General features: G+C 57.1%; 19 protein-coding genes. 12 read left to right on the forward strand and 7 right to left on the reverse strand.

Annotated features, from left to right (window positions below; all coding sequences use genetic code 11):
* Positions 1–8: 8 nt before the first annotated feature.
* Positions 9–464, reverse strand: a complete 456-nt coding sequence (locus tag YBN1229_RS09645; RefSeq protein ID WP_046478154.1) for a group III truncated hemoglobin — start codon at positions 462–464, stop codon at positions 9–11.
* A 95-nt stretch (positions 465–559) separates the two neighbouring features.
* On the opposite strand from YBN1229_RS09645, the gene YBN1229_RS09650 reads away from it, so the two are divergent.
* From YBN1229_RS09650 to YBN1229_RS09685, 8 genes are all read left to right on the forward strand, one after another.
* A complete protein-coding gene (locus tag YBN1229_RS09650; protein WP_046478155.1) occupies positions 560–1021 on the forward strand; it encodes an RrF2 family transcriptional regulator in 462 nt (153 codons plus the stop codon).
* A gap of 16 nt (positions 1022–1037) precedes the next feature.
* Positions 1038–2024: an NAD(P)H-dependent flavin oxidoreductase gene (locus YBN1229_RS09655; RefSeq protein WP_046478156.1), complete on the forward strand. Its 987-nt coding sequence runs from the start codon at positions 1038–1040 to the stop codon at positions 2022–2024.
* Positions 2025–2446: 422 nt separating this feature from the next.
* On the forward strand, positions 2447–3616 hold the full coding sequence (locus tag YBN1229_RS09660) for a pyridoxal-phosphate-dependent aminotransferase family protein (RefSeq protein WP_090226003.1): 1170 nt from the start codon (positions 2447–2449) through the stop codon (positions 3614–3616).
* Positions 3617–3736: 120 nt separating this feature from the next.
* A complete protein-coding gene (gene fdxA, locus YBN1229_RS09665) occupies positions 3737–4081 on the forward strand; it encodes a ferredoxin FdxA (protein ID WP_046478158.1) in 345 nt (114 codons plus the stop codon).
* Positions 4082–4414: 333 nt separating this feature from the next.
* Positions 4415–5068: a zinc uptake protein ZrgA gene (zrgA, locus tag YBN1229_RS09670; protein WP_052743829.1), complete on the forward strand. Its 654-nt coding sequence runs from the start codon at positions 4415–4417 to the stop codon at positions 5066–5068.
* A gap of 42 nt (positions 5069–5110) precedes the next feature.
* Positions 5111–5842 (forward strand): ABC transporter ATP-binding protein, encoded by a 732-nt coding sequence (locus YBN1229_RS09675; protein ID WP_046478159.1) that lies wholly within the window; start codon positions 5111–5113, stop codon positions 5840–5842.
* Positions 5839–7098, forward strand: coding sequence for an ABC transporter permease (locus YBN1229_RS09680; protein ID WP_046478160.1), 1260 nt, complete (start codon positions 5839–5841; stop codon positions 7096–7098). The genes YBN1229_RS09675 and YBN1229_RS09680 overlap by 4 nt, the downstream gene beginning before the upstream one ends.
* Positions 7099–7113: 15 nt before the next feature.
* On the forward strand, positions 7114–7686 hold the full coding sequence (locus YBN1229_RS09685) for a DUF3299 domain-containing protein (protein WP_046478161.1): 573 nt from the start codon (positions 7114–7116) through the stop codon (positions 7684–7686).
* Between the two features lie 26 nt (positions 7687–7712).
* Here the strand turns inward: YBN1229_RS09685 and YBN1229_RS09690 are convergent, their stop codons facing one another.
* The 4 genes from YBN1229_RS09690 to hemP form a co-directional block, all read right to left on the reverse strand.
* Entirely contained in the window at positions 7713–8510 is a 798-nt protein-coding gene (locus tag YBN1229_RS09690; RefSeq protein ID WP_046478162.1) for a heme ABC transporter ATP-binding protein, read from the reverse strand.
* A gap of 5 nt (positions 8511–8515) precedes the next feature.
* Positions 8516–9544, reverse strand: a complete 1029-nt coding sequence (locus YBN1229_RS09695) for a FecCD family ABC transporter permease (protein WP_244466765.1) — start codon at positions 9542–9544, stop codon at positions 8516–8518.
* Between the two features lie 65 nt (positions 9545–9609).
* Entirely contained in the window at positions 9610–10563 is a 954-nt protein-coding gene (locus YBN1229_RS09700; protein WP_046478163.1) for a heme/hemin ABC transporter substrate-binding protein, read from the reverse strand.
* 9 nt (positions 10564–10572) lie between these two features.
* Positions 10573–10755, reverse strand: a complete 183-nt coding sequence (gene hemP / locus YBN1229_RS09705; RefSeq protein WP_046478164.1) for a hemin uptake protein HemP — start codon at positions 10753–10755, stop codon at positions 10573–10575.
* Positions 10756–11028: 273 nt separating this feature from the next.
* Between hemP and YBN1229_RS09710 the strand changes: the two genes are divergently transcribed.
* From YBN1229_RS09710 to YBN1229_RS09730, 4 genes are all read left to right on the forward strand, one after another.
* Entirely contained in the window at positions 11029–13131 is a 2103-nt protein-coding gene (locus YBN1229_RS09710; protein ID WP_046478165.1) for a TonB-dependent hemoglobin/transferrin/lactoferrin family receptor, read from the forward strand.
* A gap of 92 nt (positions 13132–13223) precedes the next feature.
* Positions 13224–13568 (forward strand): antibiotic biosynthesis monooxygenase family protein, encoded by a 345-nt coding sequence (locus tag YBN1229_RS09715; protein WP_046478166.1) that lies wholly within the window; start codon positions 13224–13226, stop codon positions 13566–13568.
* Positions 13569–13703: 135 nt separating this feature from the next.
* Entirely contained in the window at positions 13704–14240 is a 537-nt protein-coding gene (gene hutX, locus YBN1229_RS09720; protein WP_046478167.1) for a heme utilization cystosolic carrier protein HutX, read from the forward strand.
* A gap of 469 nt (positions 14241–14709) precedes the next feature.
* On the forward strand, positions 14710–15576 hold the full coding sequence (locus tag YBN1229_RS09730) for a cell envelope integrity protein TolA (RefSeq protein WP_052743831.1): 867 nt from the start codon (positions 14710–14712) through the stop codon (positions 15574–15576).
* Between the two features lie 18 nt (positions 15577–15594).
* On the opposite strand, the gene YBN1229_RS09735 is transcribed toward YBN1229_RS09730, so the two are convergent.
* Both YBN1229_RS09735 and YBN1229_RS09740 read right to left on the reverse strand, forming a co-directional pair.
* Positions 15595–16710: a DUF1513 domain-containing protein gene (locus tag YBN1229_RS09735; RefSeq protein ID WP_046478169.1), complete on the reverse strand. Its 1116-nt coding sequence runs from the start codon at positions 16708–16710 to the stop codon at positions 15595–15597.
* Entirely contained in the window at positions 16700–17812 is a 1113-nt protein-coding gene (locus YBN1229_RS09740; RefSeq protein WP_046478170.1) for an imelysin family protein, read from the reverse strand. The genes YBN1229_RS09735 and YBN1229_RS09740 overlap by 11 nt, the downstream gene beginning before the upstream one ends.
* Between the last annotated feature and the right edge of the window lie 3 nt (positions 17813–17815).

A 17815-nucleotide genomic window follows, 5' to 3' on the forward strand; every position in this document is an offset into this window, starting at 1 on the left:
CGGTCCTGTTACTCAGGTTGTTGGGAGGCAGGCGCTAACGGTGCCCGAAGTGGAGGTATAACGCTTTCACCGCGATGCATGGCTATGCCGAGTTGAAGCGATTGCGCGATGCGTTCGGAGCGATCCACGAACAATGCAGCCGCCGCTGGCGGGCAGATCATTTCCGCTGAGCTCTTGAAGAGCTCAAGCCAACGCGCAAAGTGGGCTCCTGTAATTTCAGGAATGCCCGTGTGGACAACCATCGGTTGCCCTTTGTACTTTCCGCTCATCAAGGTGACCGAGGACCAAAATGCGCTAAGCTTGCGCAAATGCTCGGGCCAGTCGTCGATGGCCTTGTTGAAGATGGGACCGAGCATTTCATCGCGCCGCACTCTTGCGTAGAAGTGCGACACAAGTGCCTCTATCATTGTCTCGGTAATACCCACCGCAACGCCAGGAGCCATCGGATTCGGTGATTTCTGCATGGCTTTAACGTCCACAATAAGATATATGTGAGATGCATCTTATAGCGTGAGCCAGCCAAAGCAATCGCTCTACGACAACATTTACGGATCTCCCCATGCGACTAACGGTCATGTCGGACTATTCATTGCGGGTTCTGATGTACCTCGGCGCGAAGCCGGAGCATCGGGCAACGATCCAAGAGATCGCGTCGGCCTACGGAATTTCCGAAAACCACCTGATGAAGGTCGTGCATGGACTTGGGCGACAAGGGTTCGTTGAAACAGTTCGTGGGCGTGGCGGCGGCCTGCGCCTAGCAAGGCCGGCGGACAAGATTAAAATCGGAGACGTGATAAAAGCCGTCGAAGATGACTTCGCATTAGTCGAGTGCTTCCGCGACGAAAATGTTTGCCGCATATCGAACGTCTGCCGCCTTCGAGGCGTACTCAGGCTCGCACTCGAAGCGTATTTTCGGGTGCTCGATGATTGGACCGTTGCAGATCTCGTGACAACACCAACGAATTTGTTCGCATTGTTAAGTGATCTGCCATCGTCTTCGGAACCTGCGACACGCCGATGACGGGGGGCGACGCGCCATGACGCTTGAAACACGGTTGACCCGTAGCCTGTCTTTGGAAGTTCCGATCATTTCCGCGCCGATGGCATTTGCCGCGGGCGGTCGGTTGGCCGCTGCAGTCAGCGCCGCAGGTGGATTGGGGCTTATCGGTGGAGGTTATGGGGACGAGGCATGGCTGCGCAAGCAGCTCGCATGTGTGCGGCCCAACAGCATCGGCTGCGGTTTTATAACGTGGTCGTTGCAAAAGCAGCCACACTTGTTGGATCTCGTGCTGGATCACAAGCCGAAGGCGATCTGCTTGTCCTTTGGAGATCCGGCGCCATTCGCCGAGCATATCAAGAAGGCGGGCGCGCTTCTGATATCCCAAGTACAGACGCGTCGCGATGCCGAACATGCCATAGAGTGCCAGGCTGATGTCGTGATCGCTCAGGGTTCGGAAGCGGGAGGACACGGCCAACTACGAGCAACTTTCACCCTTGTCCCCGAGGTTGCGGACCTGATCGCGGCGAGATCGCCGGAAACCCTGTTGTGCGCGGCAGGCGGGATTGCCGACGGGCGTGGCTTGGCAGCTGCGTTGATGCTTGGCGCCGATGGTGTTTTGATCGGGTCCCGGCTTTGGGCATCGTCCGAGGCTGACGTCGGCCCACGTATGCACGAGGCAGCGCTTGCCGCAGGTGGTGATGACACCGTACGCTCCCAGCTCATGGATATGGCGCGTCGCCTTGAATGGCCAAGCCGCTATACAGCACGTGTTCTCAAAAACACGTTCATCGAACGTTGGCAGGGGCGCGAAGATGAACTGATGGCGGTCGCCGAAGAGGAAGCCGACCGCTATCGAGCGGCCTGGTCCAACGACGATCCCGATAACGCCAACACCTTCGTCGGTGAAGTCGTCGGATTGATCGATCGGGTCGCCACGGCTGGAGAGATTATCCAAGATTTAGTGGCAGGCGCGGAGGCTCGATTGGCTTCGGCGGTGCAGCATATCGGCGGTCAGGCCGCCTAAGTTTTAACAGGCGGCCCTTCGATGCGGGCCATGCTGACAAATCAGCGCGGCCTTAGAGTGCTTCCGGAAAAGTGGGAACCGGTTTTCCGACAAGAATCACGGCTAAACAGAGAGTTAGGGTGTTTCCACGTTTCAACGAGAAGCGGAATTACCCTAAGGACGCCCATTGACAGTGCAACCGCACTTCGCCCATGCTCACAAAATGTTCTGTCCAGCTGCTTTCCATTTGAAGCTTCCTGCCGAAGGTTCCGCCGCCGCGGGCCTCTAGCCCCGGCTTGGCCGCCGTGCGTCGCTTTCAGGCCGGGGCATGTCCTCAAAATTTCCGCACCCTTAATGACAAGCTTTCCGAGCGCTAATCGCCGCTCGACCTCCTCCCCACCTTGTCCGAACGTCCTGGACTGCAAAACACGGAATTCTGGCGAATGTCGAACTTAATGCCCCATCCCGGCCGTTCCATTCAGTTACTGCCCGGCCCAACACCCGTGCCTGAACGCATTTTGGCAGCGATGTGCCGTGATGTTCTCGACCACCGAGGTCCGGTATTCCAGGAACTCGGGTTGAGTGTTCTCAAGGAGATGCAGACTGTCTTTCGCACGAAAGACCCAGTCATCATCTATGCCTCGTCAGGAACGGGCGCTTGGGAAGCAGCAATCGTAAACACGCTGTCTCCCGGTGATCGGGTTCTGACTATCGAGGGCGGCCACTTTGCTGCGATGTGGACCGGAATGGCGAGGGATTTCGGCCTGATCCCAGACGTAATCCCGACAGACTGGCGAACGGGGCCAGACCCGCAAAAGATTGCCGAACATCTCGCGAAGGATAAAGAGCACGCCATCAAGGCGGTCTTTGTCGTGCACAATGAAACATCGACCGGTGTTCGTGGCGCGATCGCCAAGGTACGGGAAGCGATGGATGCCGTAGGGCACCCCGCGTTGCTCATGGTCGATGCGGTCTCCTCGCTTGCAGGTATGGACTACCGGCATGATGAATGGGGCGTGGACGTTTCCGTAAGCGGATCACAGAAGGGGCTTATGCTTCCGCCAGGGCTCGCCTTCACCGCAATCAGCGAGCGCGCACGCGCGGCCACAGAAACCGCGAAGATGCCGCGGTACTACTGGTCGTGGACGAAGATGCTTGCACAGAACAAGGAGGGCTATTTCCCCTTCACCCCCGCCACCGGCCTGCTCCACGGCCTCGCCGAGAGCATCGCGATGCTCAAGGAAGAGGGCTTTGATAACGTCTTTGCGCGTCATGAACGGAACGCGGAAGCCGTGCGCCGTGCCGTGTGTGCATGGGGTCTCGATGTCTGGTGTCTCGATCCGGAAAGCTATTCACCAGCCGTCACAGCAGTAGGCATGCCGGAAGGGCACGACGCGACAGCGTTCCGCAAGCTTGTCTACGAGCGCTTCGATGTCGCCTTGGCGATGGGCCTCGGCAAACTCGCGGGCAAGGTCTTCCGGATTGGCCACCTTGGGTCCGTCAACGACGTAACGTTGCTCGGCGGCTTGACAGCTATCGAGCGTGCTTTGGCGATCGCAAAGGTTCCCCACAGTTCTGGTGGTGTTGCCGCCGCGATGGATTATCTCGGCTGAGACAATCACGCGCACAGACTTTTTCTTGTGCGTCCTCTAGCAAAAGATGTATCTAATGGGCATCTTTAATGGGCCGGTTTGTGCGCAAACGCGTCGGCCCATACGTGGAGGCAGGATCAGATGACCTATGTCGTCACCGAAAATTGCATCAAGTGTAAGTACACGGATTGCGTAGAGGTCTGTCCCGTCGATTGCTTCTACGAGGGCAAGAACATGCTCGTCATCAATCCCGACGAGTGCATAGATTGCGGCGTCTGTGTCCCCGAGTGCCCCGCTGAAGCAATCTTTCCAGACAACGATCCAGCCGCCACGGAGCACTGGCTCAACGTCAATCAGAAGTACTCCGAAGTCTGGCCAAACATCACGGCCAAAAAAGACCCCATGCCGGATGCTGATGCCCAGAATGGCCAGCCCGACAAAGCGGCGGACCTGTCACCCGAAGGTGGTCAAACCGTCGAAGCTTGACGATAAAATCTTACCAATTTCGGAAAACGTGAGGCCGCGAAGCGACCCCTATTTGGGCATCGCGGCTTTCGCTTATTCGTTGTCGCCTTTAGTGGCCCGCATACAAGCACACTTGGCCCTTTCGGCGTTGTCTCTCCATAAATGGATGATATAACATCCGTTGTGAGTTGAGCGACAGGGCAAAGCACTGCGAAAAAGCAGGCAAGTCAGCGGTGGGCGGATTGGCTTCCGATGTCGGTTTGAAGAGGTTCACCGGGTTTCCAAAGGCCGGCATACCCCTGTCGCATTCCTCGTCTTAGTCTTCAAACGCCTTGAGCCAGGAGGAATACCTTTATGCGCACTTCGACGATCTACGGCGCCACGATCTTATCGGCAATGGCCGTAATGGTGAGCAACGTGCACGCACAGCACCGTGAGTTGGGCGCGCATGAGCACGGACAAGGCATCTTGAACATCGCAGTCGAAGGCCAGCGCGTAAGCATGGAATTGTCTGCCCCCGGTGCCGATATCGTAGGGTTCGAGCATGACGCCACGACGGACGACCAAAAGGCAGCACTCAAGACGGCAAAAGAAAAGCTATCTGAAGCACTGTCATTGTTCCGTCTGAGCGGGAAGGCCGGGTGCAAAGTCGCCGAGACGGAAGTCACCTTCCAGACGGAAGAAGACGGTGATCACAAGGACCATCATGAGCACGCAAGTGAAGCTGCCGCAGGGCATGATGATGCGCACAAGCATGAGGCCCATGCCAAGGAACACGACCACGATCACGCGGATCACAACGACAAGCACGCACACCACGCGGAATTTCGCGCCACATACGATATTAAGTGCGAAACCCCTGCGGCTCTAACCGGCATTGCTTTTGGCTATTTCGACATGTTCAAGAATGCACAACGCCTCAAAGTGAATGTCGTGACCGATAAGGGGCAAACATCATTGCAGGCGACACGCGAAAAGCCGGAAGTTAGCTTGAGCGGTCTGATGTAGGCGAAATTGAGCGTTTGCGACTTCCAAAAAAGGAGAACGACGTTGAGCAATGCGACGCGCCAGCCCGCCGAGCCGGACGTTGTCCGGATTTCAGGGCTGCACTTCACGTGGCCAGGGCGTCATTCATTCTCCCTTACGATAGAAAATTTCTCGGTTTCGCGCGGCGAACGCCTCATGTTGATTGGGCCGTCGGGAGGTGGGAAGTCGACATTTCTCAGCCTGCTTGCCGGGATACTGACGCCGCAGCGCGGCAGCATCGAAATTTTAGGAACGGATATCACGCGTCTGTCTGGACCGGCGCGTGATCGTTTTCGCTCGGAGCACTTCGGCATAATTTTTCAGATGTTCAACTTGCTCCCATATGGGTCGGTGATCGACAACGTCCTCCTACCCCTGCACTTCTCGAAGAGTCGCCGTGAGCGCGTGCGTCGTACCGGCAAACCGGAAGTGGAAGCGCGACGTCTCCTCGAGCACCTTGGACTGGAGCCGGCGCTCATCAGTGGAACGTCGGCCGCGAGCCTCAGTGTAGGTCAACAGCAGCGCGTCGCGGCGGCGCGTGCGCTGATTGGCATGCCGGAGGTGGTCATCGCGGATGAGCCGACGTCGGCGTTAGACCGAAGCCGGCAAACCGATTTCCTCAAATTGCTTTTCGCCAATGCCGAGGCCTCCGGTTCCACGCTCATCATGGTTACACACGACGAAAGCTTGAGTCCCCACTTTTCGCGTGTCGTGCGTTTGGATGACATCGCCCAGACAATGCGGGAGGCGGCATGATCATCGCGCGTCTCGCATTTCAGTCCCTCAGAAACCGGTGGCTCACGGCAACGCTGACGGTTCTCGCGATCGCCTTCAGCGTCATGCTACTCCTTGGCGTTGAGAAAATTCGCAACGGCGCACGCGACAGTTTCGCCAATACGATTTCCGGCACGGAGCTCATCGTTGGCGCTCGCAGCGGCAGCCTGCAGTTGCTGCTGTATTCGGTTTTCCGGATCGGCAATGCCACCAACAACATCACCTTGCAGAGCTATTCTGACATCGCGAGCCACCCGGATGTCGCCTGGATCGTGCCCATTTCCCTTGGCGACAGTCATCGCGGTTTTCGCGTGCTCGGCACCACGAAAGACTATTACGAACACTATCGCTTCCGTGGAGGAAATCGCATCGAAGTCGCCAGCGGCAAACTGGGAGAAGACCTCTTTGACACGGTGATCGGGGCGGACGTGGCAGCCCAGTTAGGATACAAGGTCGGCGACAAAATCGTGATTGGCCACGGCCTCGGCTCGGTGTCGTTCTTGGAGCATGAAGACAAACCATTCCGCGTTGCTGGGATACTCGCGAAAACAGGTACACCCGTCGACCGTACGGTGCACGTTAGCCTTGAGGCGATCGAAGCCATTCATGTTGATTGGCAGAGTGGTGCACCGGTTCCAGGCCAAACCGTCTCAGCAGATCAAGTGCGTGCGATGGATCTCAAGCCGAAGGCCATTACCGCAGCTCTTGTGGGATTGAAGTCAAAGCTCGCCATCTTCCGTGTTCAACGCGAGATCAACGAATATCCCGACGAGCCCCTCTCGGCCATTCTGCCTGGAGCCGCGCTTCAGGAACTCTGGGGCCTTGTTGCAATTGCCGAGACAGCATTGGCCGCGGTATCCGCCATGGTCGTCGCGACGGCGCTACTGGGAATGCTGACCATGATCTTGACCGCGCTGAATGAGCGTCGCCGGGAGATGGCCATCCTGCGCGCAGCTGGCGCGCGCCCGGTCACCATTCTTGGATTGCTGGCCGCAGAAGCCGGTATGTTGACGGCTGCCGGTGTGGCGACAGGGACCGTGTTGCTTTACGCAGCTTTGTTTATTCTGCGCCCCATCTTGGACCGCGAGTATGGTTTGAACCTGTCAATCGCACCGCCGACGACAAGCGAAGGGCTAACGCTCGCTGTTATTGTTTTGGCGGGTTTTATCGCTGGATTGGTTCCCGCCATGCTGGCGTATCGACGCTCACTCGCGGACGGCATGACGGTTCGGATTTGAAGAGGACTAGAGAGCATGGCACGTTTAACGGCAGCGTTACTCGCCGTCGGATTGGCGCTCATGGCAGTGGCGGAGCCACAGGCTGCGCAATCCCCGCGTGATCTTAAGTGGGCCCAATTAGTCCCACCCCAGGCCGTGAAGAAGCCCAAGGAGCTAAAGCCCTTCTTTGGACAGCGTGATGATGCGGCCGACACGCAATCGCTCGCCGATGATGCTCCCCCACCTGCTTACATTCCCGAGGGCAAATGGATGTCGCGCGCCCGCAAACAGCGCGGTGGTCCACCGGCACTTGTCACGGAATTTGACGGTCAGCGTGTCCGTATCGGCGGCTATGTCGTGCCCTTGGATTTCGAAGCAACCAGCGTCACCGAGTTTTTGCTGGTTCCGTTTGTCGGGGCCTGTATTCATGTGCCTCCCCCGCCTGCCAACCAGATCATCTACGTGAAGACGACAGAGGGCTTCAAAGTTACGGATTTGTTCGATCCGGTTTACGTCACCGGCAAGATGGAAGCGAAGATTGCTTCTACGGGACTTGCCGAAGCCGGCTACACGATAGATGCGGACTCCGTCGTCATGCGTACGGAATAACGTCCCCTGAGGAAACCGTGCGTTTCCTACATCCGGGCAGTCGGTGGCAGCACGAAGCGTTGACCCGTCTTCCCCACGACGTTGGTCGTAACCGGGCAGCGGTACACCGCCGACAGGAGGTCGTCGCGAAAGACCTCGTCGGTATTCCCTGCCGCAGTGATGCGTCCTTGAGACATCAGGATCATCGTGTCAGCGAAGGCGGCGGCTAAGTTGAGGTCATGCAGAACCGCCAGCGCAACCCAGCCCTGTGCCACGCGCCGGCGCACCTCGTTCAAGACCTTCACTTGATGCATAAGGTCGAGATTTGATGTGGGCTCATCCAGCAATAAAATCGGAGCTTCTGTTCGGTTGTTTTCAGCCGACGACAACTGACATAGCGCACGCGCTACATGCACCCGCTGACGTTCTCCACCAGACAGCTGCGTATAAATCCGATCCTCAAAGCCCGACAGGCCAACGTCTTCAAGTGCGCGATAGGCAGCTACAAGCCTGACGGCGGACGGTTGCCCAAAGCCGGGCACCGTAGCGCCAAGCAATACGACCTCGATGACTGAGAACGGGAACGACAGATGCGTGGACTGCGCGACAACGGCCCTGCGCGCTGCAAGAGACGCTGCGCTAATTGAGCCGAGCTCCACGCCATCCAACAAGATTTGCCCGAAGCTGGGTTTAAGCTCGCCGGTGAGCAGCTTCAACAGGGTCGATTTGCCCGCTCCGTTTGGCCCGATAACCACGTTGAGACGACCTGGGGCGAGAGCCACGTTGACCTCCTCAACGATAGTACGGCCCTTAATATCGTAGCTGACGTTCCGGCACTCGAGCATCTGGCCTACTCCACACCACCGATGCCGCGTTTGAGCACGAGATGCAAAAAGACGGGCGCGCCGATAGCAGCCATTACGATGCCGATGGGGAGTTCGGCTGGGCGCACGAGCATCCGCGCGAGAATATCGGCAAACACCATCAGCGTACCGCCGACAAGTGCGCTGGCAGGCAGAACAATACGATGATCGGGACCTGCGATAAGCCGGACGAAATGAGGCACAACAATCCCGATGAACCCAATAACGCCAGCGACCGCGACCGCCGCGCCGACGCAGGCCGCGGTCGTGACGACCACAAATTTTTTGGTCGCCTCGACGTTGATTCCGAGGTGAAACGCTTCCGCTTCGCCGAGAAGAAAACCGTTGAGACCACGAATAAGCCTGGGAATCGCGAAGGCGATGAGGATAGCGAAGGGCGTGACAGCGATGACCTTAGGCCAGCTCGCTCCGGAGAGACTGCCCAGCGTCCACAAGGTCAAATCGCGCAACTCGCGATCATCGCTGACGTAGGCGATAAGCCCACTCATGGCCCCTGCTAAAGCGCCAATTGCAATGCCGGCCAACAGCAGGGTGCCGATCATCAATTGTCCATGCCGGCCGGCAACTGCGACCAACATCCAGGTCGTGATCACACCACCGAAAAACGCGGAGATGGGGAGCGCGTAGGGACCAAACGTGCCAATCCAGGGTGCCGCAAATTCGTTACCCAGAGCGATCGTTGCCACCGCAGCGAGGGCGGCGCCTGATGACACACCGATCAGGCCCGGATCGGCAAGCGGATTACGAAATAGTCCCTGCATCATTGCGCCCGCAACGGCCAGTGCTGCTCCCACGAACAGACCCAAAAGCGTACGAGGAAGGCGGATCTCAAGCAGCACTAGGCTGTGCCGAGCCGCAGTCGCGTCGTCATCTGAGCCTGCAAGCCAGTGCTGGATCGCATCAGGAAGTGCAGCGAGAGTAATTCCCGTAGCGCCGATTGAGAGCGAGAGCACGACAACGATGGCAAGCGAGAGCCACGCGCAGATCATAAGCATTCGTGCCGTCGATGTTCGTGCATCGCGCGGCACGGATCTTTCCATCGGGGTAGCTGGGGCGCTCATTAATTGGCCTGTACGCGGGGAGATCCGGTGCCGCCTTCGGCCTTGTCATAAAGCTTCGTCATGAGGTCCCGCGCTGCGGCCGGCGTACGAAGACCAAACCCGAGCAGATAGGATCCGTCCATGACGATGACGCGGTTGGCCTTGCCGGCCGGGGTTGCGCGAACGCCCTTTAGATCGAGAATGTCTTTGTGCGCATCGTGGCCGTCACCACGCAGCATCATGAGGATTACGTCAGGGGCCAGTTCGATGATCGCTTCATCAACGAGCGGCTTGAAACCCGTAACCGACGCCGCGGCATTCTCACCCCCTGCCAGTTTAATGATCGCATCCGCGCTCGTTCCGGAACCGCCGACGAGGGCGCGGCCGTTCTGTGCTGATAAAATGAAAAGGACGCGCATGGGCTTGTCGACCTTTTCACGATCCTTGGCCAGCGAAGCAAAGTCTTCGTTTATGCGCGCGACAAGCGCCTTGCCTTCACTCTCCGCGGACACGGCAGCCGCGATGGAGGTAATCTTCTGATTAATGCCATCCGTGCTGTTCTCATCGGAAATTTCAACGTAGGGGACCGACGACGACTTGAGCGCCTGGACAACCTCAGCTGGTCCGGCAGAGGCCGATGCGATGATGGTTGAAGGATTGAGGGCTAGAACCCCTTCAGAAGAAAGCGCGCGCATATAGCCGACCTTCTTCTTTTCCTGCAGTACAGAAGGTGGGAACTGACTCGTCGTATCGACGGCTACGATTTTGTCACCCCGGCCGAGCGCGTAAAGGATTTCCGTTACATCCCCGCCGATTGAAACGATCTGGGATGTATCAAGGGACGACTTCGCGTCTTTTGCGTCTGCAGCGGCGTGGATTTGTCCGCCAAGCATTGGAGCAGCGAGCAGAAACGCTGAGACAGTCGCCACGATAGCCCGCGAATACCGGCCGTTAAGAGTTGTTCGCGCCGTCATCGAAGTCTCCTATTTTGTTAGTATAAGCCGGCCGTTTGCGGTGATGCGCAGCAGATAGTCCTGACCGTTGTGCTCTATGATCGCTTCCCGCTGATCTGATAAAATGTCCGTCACCTTGACCCGACGGCGCTGGATTGGCGCGCGCTGCTCATCGGAGTTCTCAGCGCGGGGCTTTTCAGTCTCTTCGTTCATCCCCAACTCACTGATGTTTGGTTCACGTGGCAGCCGGAACGACTGCGCGTTCTGGTGAGCCCAACTTTGCCGCGCTAAGTGGACGCGTCGTCACCAATGAATAAATTGTTGACGCATTAAGTCAAGATACGTAGCGTAGGGACATTCGCCAACGGTGATGAAGTCGTCATCGTGCGTAAAACGGCCAGCCCGCCTGCCAATGTTCGGTGAACATAGGTGCCAGCCAGCTAAATCCGACAAAGATTGTAAATCGGCTTTTGGGGGGCTTGGGGAATGGTGTGGCTGTTAATTCCGACGCTGCTAAGTGCGGCGTCAATTGTAGTGTTGAGTTCAGGTGTCGTGCGTGCGCAGGAAATTCAGTTGGATGGAATCGTCGTGACCGTATCGAAAATCGACGAAAGCGCCATTGATGCTCTGGCCGGTGCCAGCACCGTCTCGAAAGAGACACTCGATACGCAATTCCAGGCAGATAGCGTTTCCAAAATTCTGAACACCATTCCCGGCGTCGCAACACAGGAAACGGCGCGCGATACTGCCCAAGCGGTCAACATTCGAGGTCTACAAGATTTTGGCCGCGTCAACGTCCTGATTGAGGGCGCACGCCAGAACTTCCAGCGCAGTGGTCACAGCGCCAACGGCACATTCTACGTTGAGCCGGAAATGCTTCAGCGCGTTGAGGTAACCCGCGGCCCTACGGCGACGATCTACGGATCCGGCGCGATCGGTGGTGTTGTCGCCTTCGAACTGCTTGATGCGGATTCCATTCTTAAGCCTGGCGAATACGCGGCCATTCAATCCCGCACCCGCTACGCGTCGAATGGCGATGGCAAGCTGGCAAGCGGCACCGGTGCGATCCGCGTCGGAAACTTCGATATCGTTGGACAGATTAACGGCCGCTGGAACAGGGATTATGAAGACGGTGACGGTGTCGTAGTCCCAGGCTCCAATGACGAAACTGGGTCTGGAATGGTCAAGGCGCGCTGGCGCCCGGCTGAGGGCCATGAGATCACTGGAACCATTGTCGACTTTAATTCCAAGTTCGTAGACCAAGCGGAGGCGGGTGGCTCGCTCCGCGATACGGACGTCGATAATACCCAATTCACGCTTGGCTATACCTTCTCCCGCCCCGACACGCCGCTCTTGGATTTCAGCGCAAAGGTCTACAAGAACCGTACAAATATGGAGCAGACGAGATTGACTTCGTCGACGGTTCCCATATTTGGGCCTAACCCCGCGTTCCCACCGGTTCCTCCACCCTTCACTATTATTGGCTTTGACACTTTTCCTGCTGGGGCTTCGCGTAATTTTACTGTCGATACGGAAGGTGTCGACGTGTTCAACACGTCACGTTTCGAATTCGGTAGTGCCAGAATGGCTCTGACGTATGGCGCGGATGCGTTTAGAGACGAAGTGTCGAACTACGATTTATATGAGGGTGGGGACGAACTGACCCCCAGCGGAAAACGTACAGTATACGGGTCGTTCATCCAAAGCCATTGGACATTCTTTGATCGAATCGATCTCATAGGCGCTCTGCGCTACGACAATTATGAAATCAAAGGTGGAACGACCAACCTTTCAGATGATCGTGTGTCCCCAAAAATTACGGCAGGTGTAACGCCTGTCGAAGGATTTACGCTATTCGCAACGTATGCTGAGGGGTTTCGAGCGCCTGCCGTCACTGAAACACTGATTAGTGGACTGCATGCCCCTCCGGCAAACTTCAACCTCATACCGAATCCGAATTTGCGTCCCGAAGTGGCGCACAATGTGGAGGGTGGTGTGAACTTGAAATACAACGGTGTCTTAAAGCAGGACGACGCATTCCGCGCTAAATTCACTGCCTTTCGCAATAAGGTCGATGATTACATTGACCAAGTTTACGTGGAAGGACCTAACCCTGCGCCGGTCTTCCTTGATGACACGCTACAGTATCAGAACGTTCGCAACGCGACGTTGGAAGGCGTGGAGTTCGAAGCCGCCTACGACGCAAGATCCTGGTTCCTGGGGCTTTCAGCTCACCACATCCGGGGAACCAACGACGACACTGGCGAGGGGCTATACAGCGTTCCGGCCGACCAGATCATCCTGACTGTCGGATTCCGGGCCTTTGACGAAAAGCTGACAGCTGGTGCCAGGGCACGTTTCGTCGGTAAGCAGGACCGCTTCGTAGAAGGAGAGACCGCTGCGTCCGCGCACGCCGACGCCTATCAAACCCTGGATCTTTTCGCGCAATACGAAGTCAATGAAATTGCGACGCTGAATCTCAATATCGATAACGTGTTCGATGAGACTTATCGCCAACACACAGATCAGTACAATAGTCCCGGTTTTAGCGCGCGCGTTGGCTTGACCATGAGACTTGGAGCGGATTGAGGGAAGTTCGCTCTGTCGGCGAGGCAGGCAAAGCCAAAATAGGTTTTTCCTGCCTCGCACGAAATTCAAACGAAAATTGGAGGCGTCGGAAAATGTATATCGCGATGAACCGCTTTAAAGTCGCAAAAGGCAATGAAGAGGGCTTCGAGAACATATGGCTCAATCGCGAGACATATCTTGAAGAAATGCCCGGCTTTATCGCGTTCCACATGTTGAAGGGCCCAGAGCGCGAGGACCACACTCTCTATTCCTCGCACACAGTCTGGCGCAGCTATGAAGATTTCGAGGCGTGGACGAAGTCGGAGCAGTTCCGAAAAGTTCATTCCCGAGCCCCAGAGAGCAAGCCGCTCTACATGGGCCATCCAGAATTTGAAGGCTTCCAGGTTATTCAGGAAGTCAAACCGGGTTCCGCGGCAACTCCGACGGCCGCGGAATAAGGACTGCTGCCCGGAGAGTGCTATGGTCCTCCCCCGCTCGGGACTTTCGAGTGCACCTCCGGGCAGTAGGCCTGCTTGAACATTTTGAAGACCCGGCGCCCCGGGTGAACGACGTTGCAGGATTTTAAAAGAGCAATGACAGAAGCTGCACCGCAAGACTCCGTCAACGAACTGCCGTTGGCGGAGCGTTTGGCTAAAAATCCAGATGGCATCCTGGAGCAGATTGCGAAGTCGTATGCCGTAAGTACGCTCGACGTAGTCCGCCATCTATCTCCAGATCGTTGCACAATTGTCGGCGCAGATAAGTTCACCGCTGTGATGCAAGACATCACAGCGTGGGGTGAAATTCTCTTCATTGTCCACACCAATGATATCGTGTGCGAATGCGCAGGAATGCTACCGCCAGGCACATTTGGTCGGGGTTACTACAATCTCCATGGCGATAGTCCTATCGGAGGCCATATTCGCGTCGAAAATTGCGCACGCATTGCATTCGTTTCGCGCCCCTTCATGGGCCGGGAATCACGTTCCGTTCAATTTTTCAACGAAGCCGGTGAAGCGATGTTCAAGATCTTCGTGCGGCGGGATAAGGACCGCAATCTGTTGCCGGAACAGGCTGAGAAGTTCGAAGCGCTACGCCGACGCGTGACGAATTCCGGCGCAGAGCAATAGGCCGTGACAAGACGCGAGAAATGTCTAAGAAACCCTGTCCACTTATGACCTTCCGTATGCACGGAAAGGAATTGGGCGAACAGCCAACCAAACCTCTGGATATCGATAAGGCCGCAGTCTTCTTGATCCGCAAGTTTGGTGAGGATAGTGCTTCCGTCGCCTATTCGAGGGCCTATTGCTGTCGCTGTCGCGGAGATAATAACGCGGCGCAGGAATGGAACGCCGTTTTAAACCGGATCGTGGCATTACTTTTTTCGCCGCGCGAGGGCCCGTTGCACTGAAGGTGCGCGGCCCCATCAACACAGAGTTCGGAGGAGCTGGCATCAGCGGCGACCAATAGTCTGGTTGTTTGCGGTAAAAACACGCGTACGTACTCTTATTCATATTTTGAACGGGGAATGGAGACCGTCAATCCGAGCCGTGTAAGCCGAGGCTCAGTGCGCAGAAGACGGATTCCATTGAGCTAGGTATGCAACTTAAAAAGGTTCACTGGTTTTACGCCGGAACAGCCGCTGTCGCGTTGCATGCTGCCGTCTTCATTGGGCTCAATCGCAACCCTAAACAGGCGGGTGATGTATCGCCTGCGGCCGGCCCCGTCGCGGCAACGCGGAACTCAAGCGGCGGATTAGTCGGCACAGCTCCCGATGACGTTGAAATTGAAATGCTGGAGTCGATCCGGGAGACCAACCCGCATGAGGTAATTGAGCCGACATCCGAGACGGCCGAGGTCGCAGAAGCAACCTCTGAGGTCAATGTCGCAATGTCGGCTCCGTTGGCAGCGCCCGTCGAGGCCGAAGCTGTGATGGAAGTCAAAGCGCTCAAGCCGGCTGAGACGTTGGATGCTAAGGAGCCAACGTCAAAAGCTGAAAAGCCCCGCGAGCCGAAGACCCTCGATGTCAACGAGATTGTCGAACCGGAACGGAACCCGAGACCAAGAGAAAAAAAGAAAACCAACGAGAATAAGGGAAAGGACAAACGTGTCGTCCGAGCCCAACGGCGCGGAAACTCAGAAAGACAAGGCGGTGCGGGATCGGGTGGCGGAGGCGGTAAATCGCAAGCTAGCGCTGGCGCTATCGCGGGATATGCGTCGCGGGTACGCTCAAGGATACTATCGCGCAGTCCGGCCAACGCTGGTCATCGCGGAACGACCGTTGTGAGTTTTGGGGTTACGACATCGGGGGGCTTGAGCTATGCGCGTGTGTCGCGGTCAAGTGGAAACAAAGCGCTTGATCAAAGAGCTCTGGCCAGCGTGCGCGGCGCTTCGCCTTTTCCCCAGCCACCAGCAGGCGCTCGCGCGAGCCAATTGCGTTTCTCTGTCCCGTTCCATTTCCGCTAGGCAGCTTTGCTGCATCTGTTAGACGCGGAGACGCCGCATGTGGTTGTCAAAGGCGATATCGTTAAACGAAATCCGAGACTGTGGCTCTTTGCCCGGAGCTGCGACTTCCAGGATGCCCTCGCCAGAGCTGATCGCGACGGTCTTGTCAGACGCCTCTGCGATCCCGCAAGCGTCCTTCAGGAGAACTTCTCCCATCAGTTCTGCGCGATTGGCATCGAAATGAAGAATGCGGCCGGCGCGTGGGGCCGACACACTCACAATCTCGCCGCCGTTCGTCGCTGATACGGACCCAATGTAGCCTTTCAAGGCGGGACCCATGTGCTGAGCTGACGACACAAACCTGATTGGTTTATCGCGGCTGGTGTACCCGACAAGTTCCGGCGCCGTCTCGATAGCATCTTCCCACTGTCCGCCAAACCACACGCGCCCGCGGGCATCCGCACAGATGTGCCGGATCGAAAGCTTGTGAAGGGCTGGATCAATTTCCTGTCGGGTAACGAGATCGCCCGTGCGGCTATTGATGAAAACGAGCGATGGCTGCATCGTCGAAAGATTGAGCTTTTCCCGTCCGCTTGCGGGATGGGTATCAATACCTCCGTTCGCGACAGCCAGCGTCACACCGTCTTCAAGCAGGATGACCTCGTGCGGTCCTACACCGTGCGCATCGAACTCACCGATACGCCGGTAGTTCGCGCCGACGTCATAGATACCAAGCACACCGCGGCCGGCGTCGAAGTCGTTCTCGGTAACGTACAGCAGACGGCCATCGCGCGAGAAAACGCCGTGGCCGTAAAAATGCCGATCCTCTGGGCTGTCAAAGGCAACAGGAGGCGTTTCGTTTTTGAGGTCGAAGGCTATGGCAAATCGGCCTGGCCGCCGGGCGAAAGCGACACCACGAGTCCCATCGGGGCTGAGCGCCACATCGTGACCACGACCGTCCAGTGGGATCTCGCGCAAGATTTTTCCATCGGCCGTGACGAACGCGAGCGCGTAGTGGCCATCACCACGTTTGCAGGCCGAGATAAATTCTGCCGATCCCGAATGAAAGGCTTTCCCATCCGCCGCGTGCAGTGGCCGTGGAAGCGCCAGCATCGCTGCTGTACCGGCGACAAAAGCTCTACGATCAATCGCCATCTAACTCATTGAACCCCAATGTCAGCCCTGCTGTCGGCGCTATTTGCCGACCGATGATCTGGCGTAAACCATTAGCATAGAATTTGCCGCGCCGAACTCTGTTGAGCCCCTCTGTGTTGCCAAGTGTCGGCCGTGCCGATCCTGGCATCGGCATTTCTTCGGCGTCACTTGCGAGGCTTCGGAAGGCGTTGCCGATCCAGCCGCTAATCCAGCCGACTTTTGAGTCGCCTGCTACGAAATCTCCCAAGCGAAGCGTCTGAGCTAACGCCCCACATGAGCGGATGGAAGCGAGCATGAAGTCTCGCGCTACCCCCGATCGTTCAAACGCGAGGCCTGCCCGCGTACGTCCTCTCTGTTCCGCCTGCAGCATAGCTTCAAAGCCAAGATCGCGGACGATCTGGAGGCCGGTCAGCAGTGCTTTGACGAGTTCGCCAGCAGCCTCAGCATCACTTTTGTACACGGGATTATCCGGCCCCGTTTCAACCATGCGTGTCCGCCAGCCGTCCGGGCGCGTCCACTCCTCGGTGAGTTCACGGGAAAGTCGAGCCACATTGGCACTGATAGCCATCGCAAGCCCGCATCCGTAATCATCGAGCCCGGATTTCGTCTCCGGCCCCTTCGGAAAAAGCAACACCTCAAGGGCAGGCAGTCCTTGGATCGCAGCGGACTGTTGGCTCAACGCGCCAGGTTCCAGCAAGGCAGGGTCTTTGCGCTTTAAAGCAGCACTTAATTGCCGGGAAGCGACACCGCGCGGGTCAGGGAAAAAGGCGAGATGCTGTTGTCGGCTGTCCTTGCGAGCAGGCCCAAAGCGAAGGAACGCCACGCCTCCCCATGCGCTTACGCTCTTTCGAAAACTGTCTTCAACTGTCGCACGCGCAGGGCTTTCTGCACCGCCGCCACCATCCTCGCACCAGGCGGCGATGTTGGCGTTGAGTTTTTCACTCGCTGATTGCAGCGTTTTGTAGCTGGGAATGATGTGTTGATCGATGCTTGCGGCCACAATGGCCGCAAGCTCAGGACGTTGATTGGCTTGTGACGGCGATGGAGCGGTCGCGTTGCTCCAAACAAACACAAGGATAATGAAGCCCCATCGCCTCATCATCTG

The sequence above is a fragment of the Candidatus Filomicrobium marinum genome (assembly GCF_000981545.1).
GTDB classification, from domain to species: Bacteria; Pseudomonadota; Alphaproteobacteria; order Rhizobiales; family Hyphomicrobiaceae; genus Filomicrobium; species Filomicrobium insigne.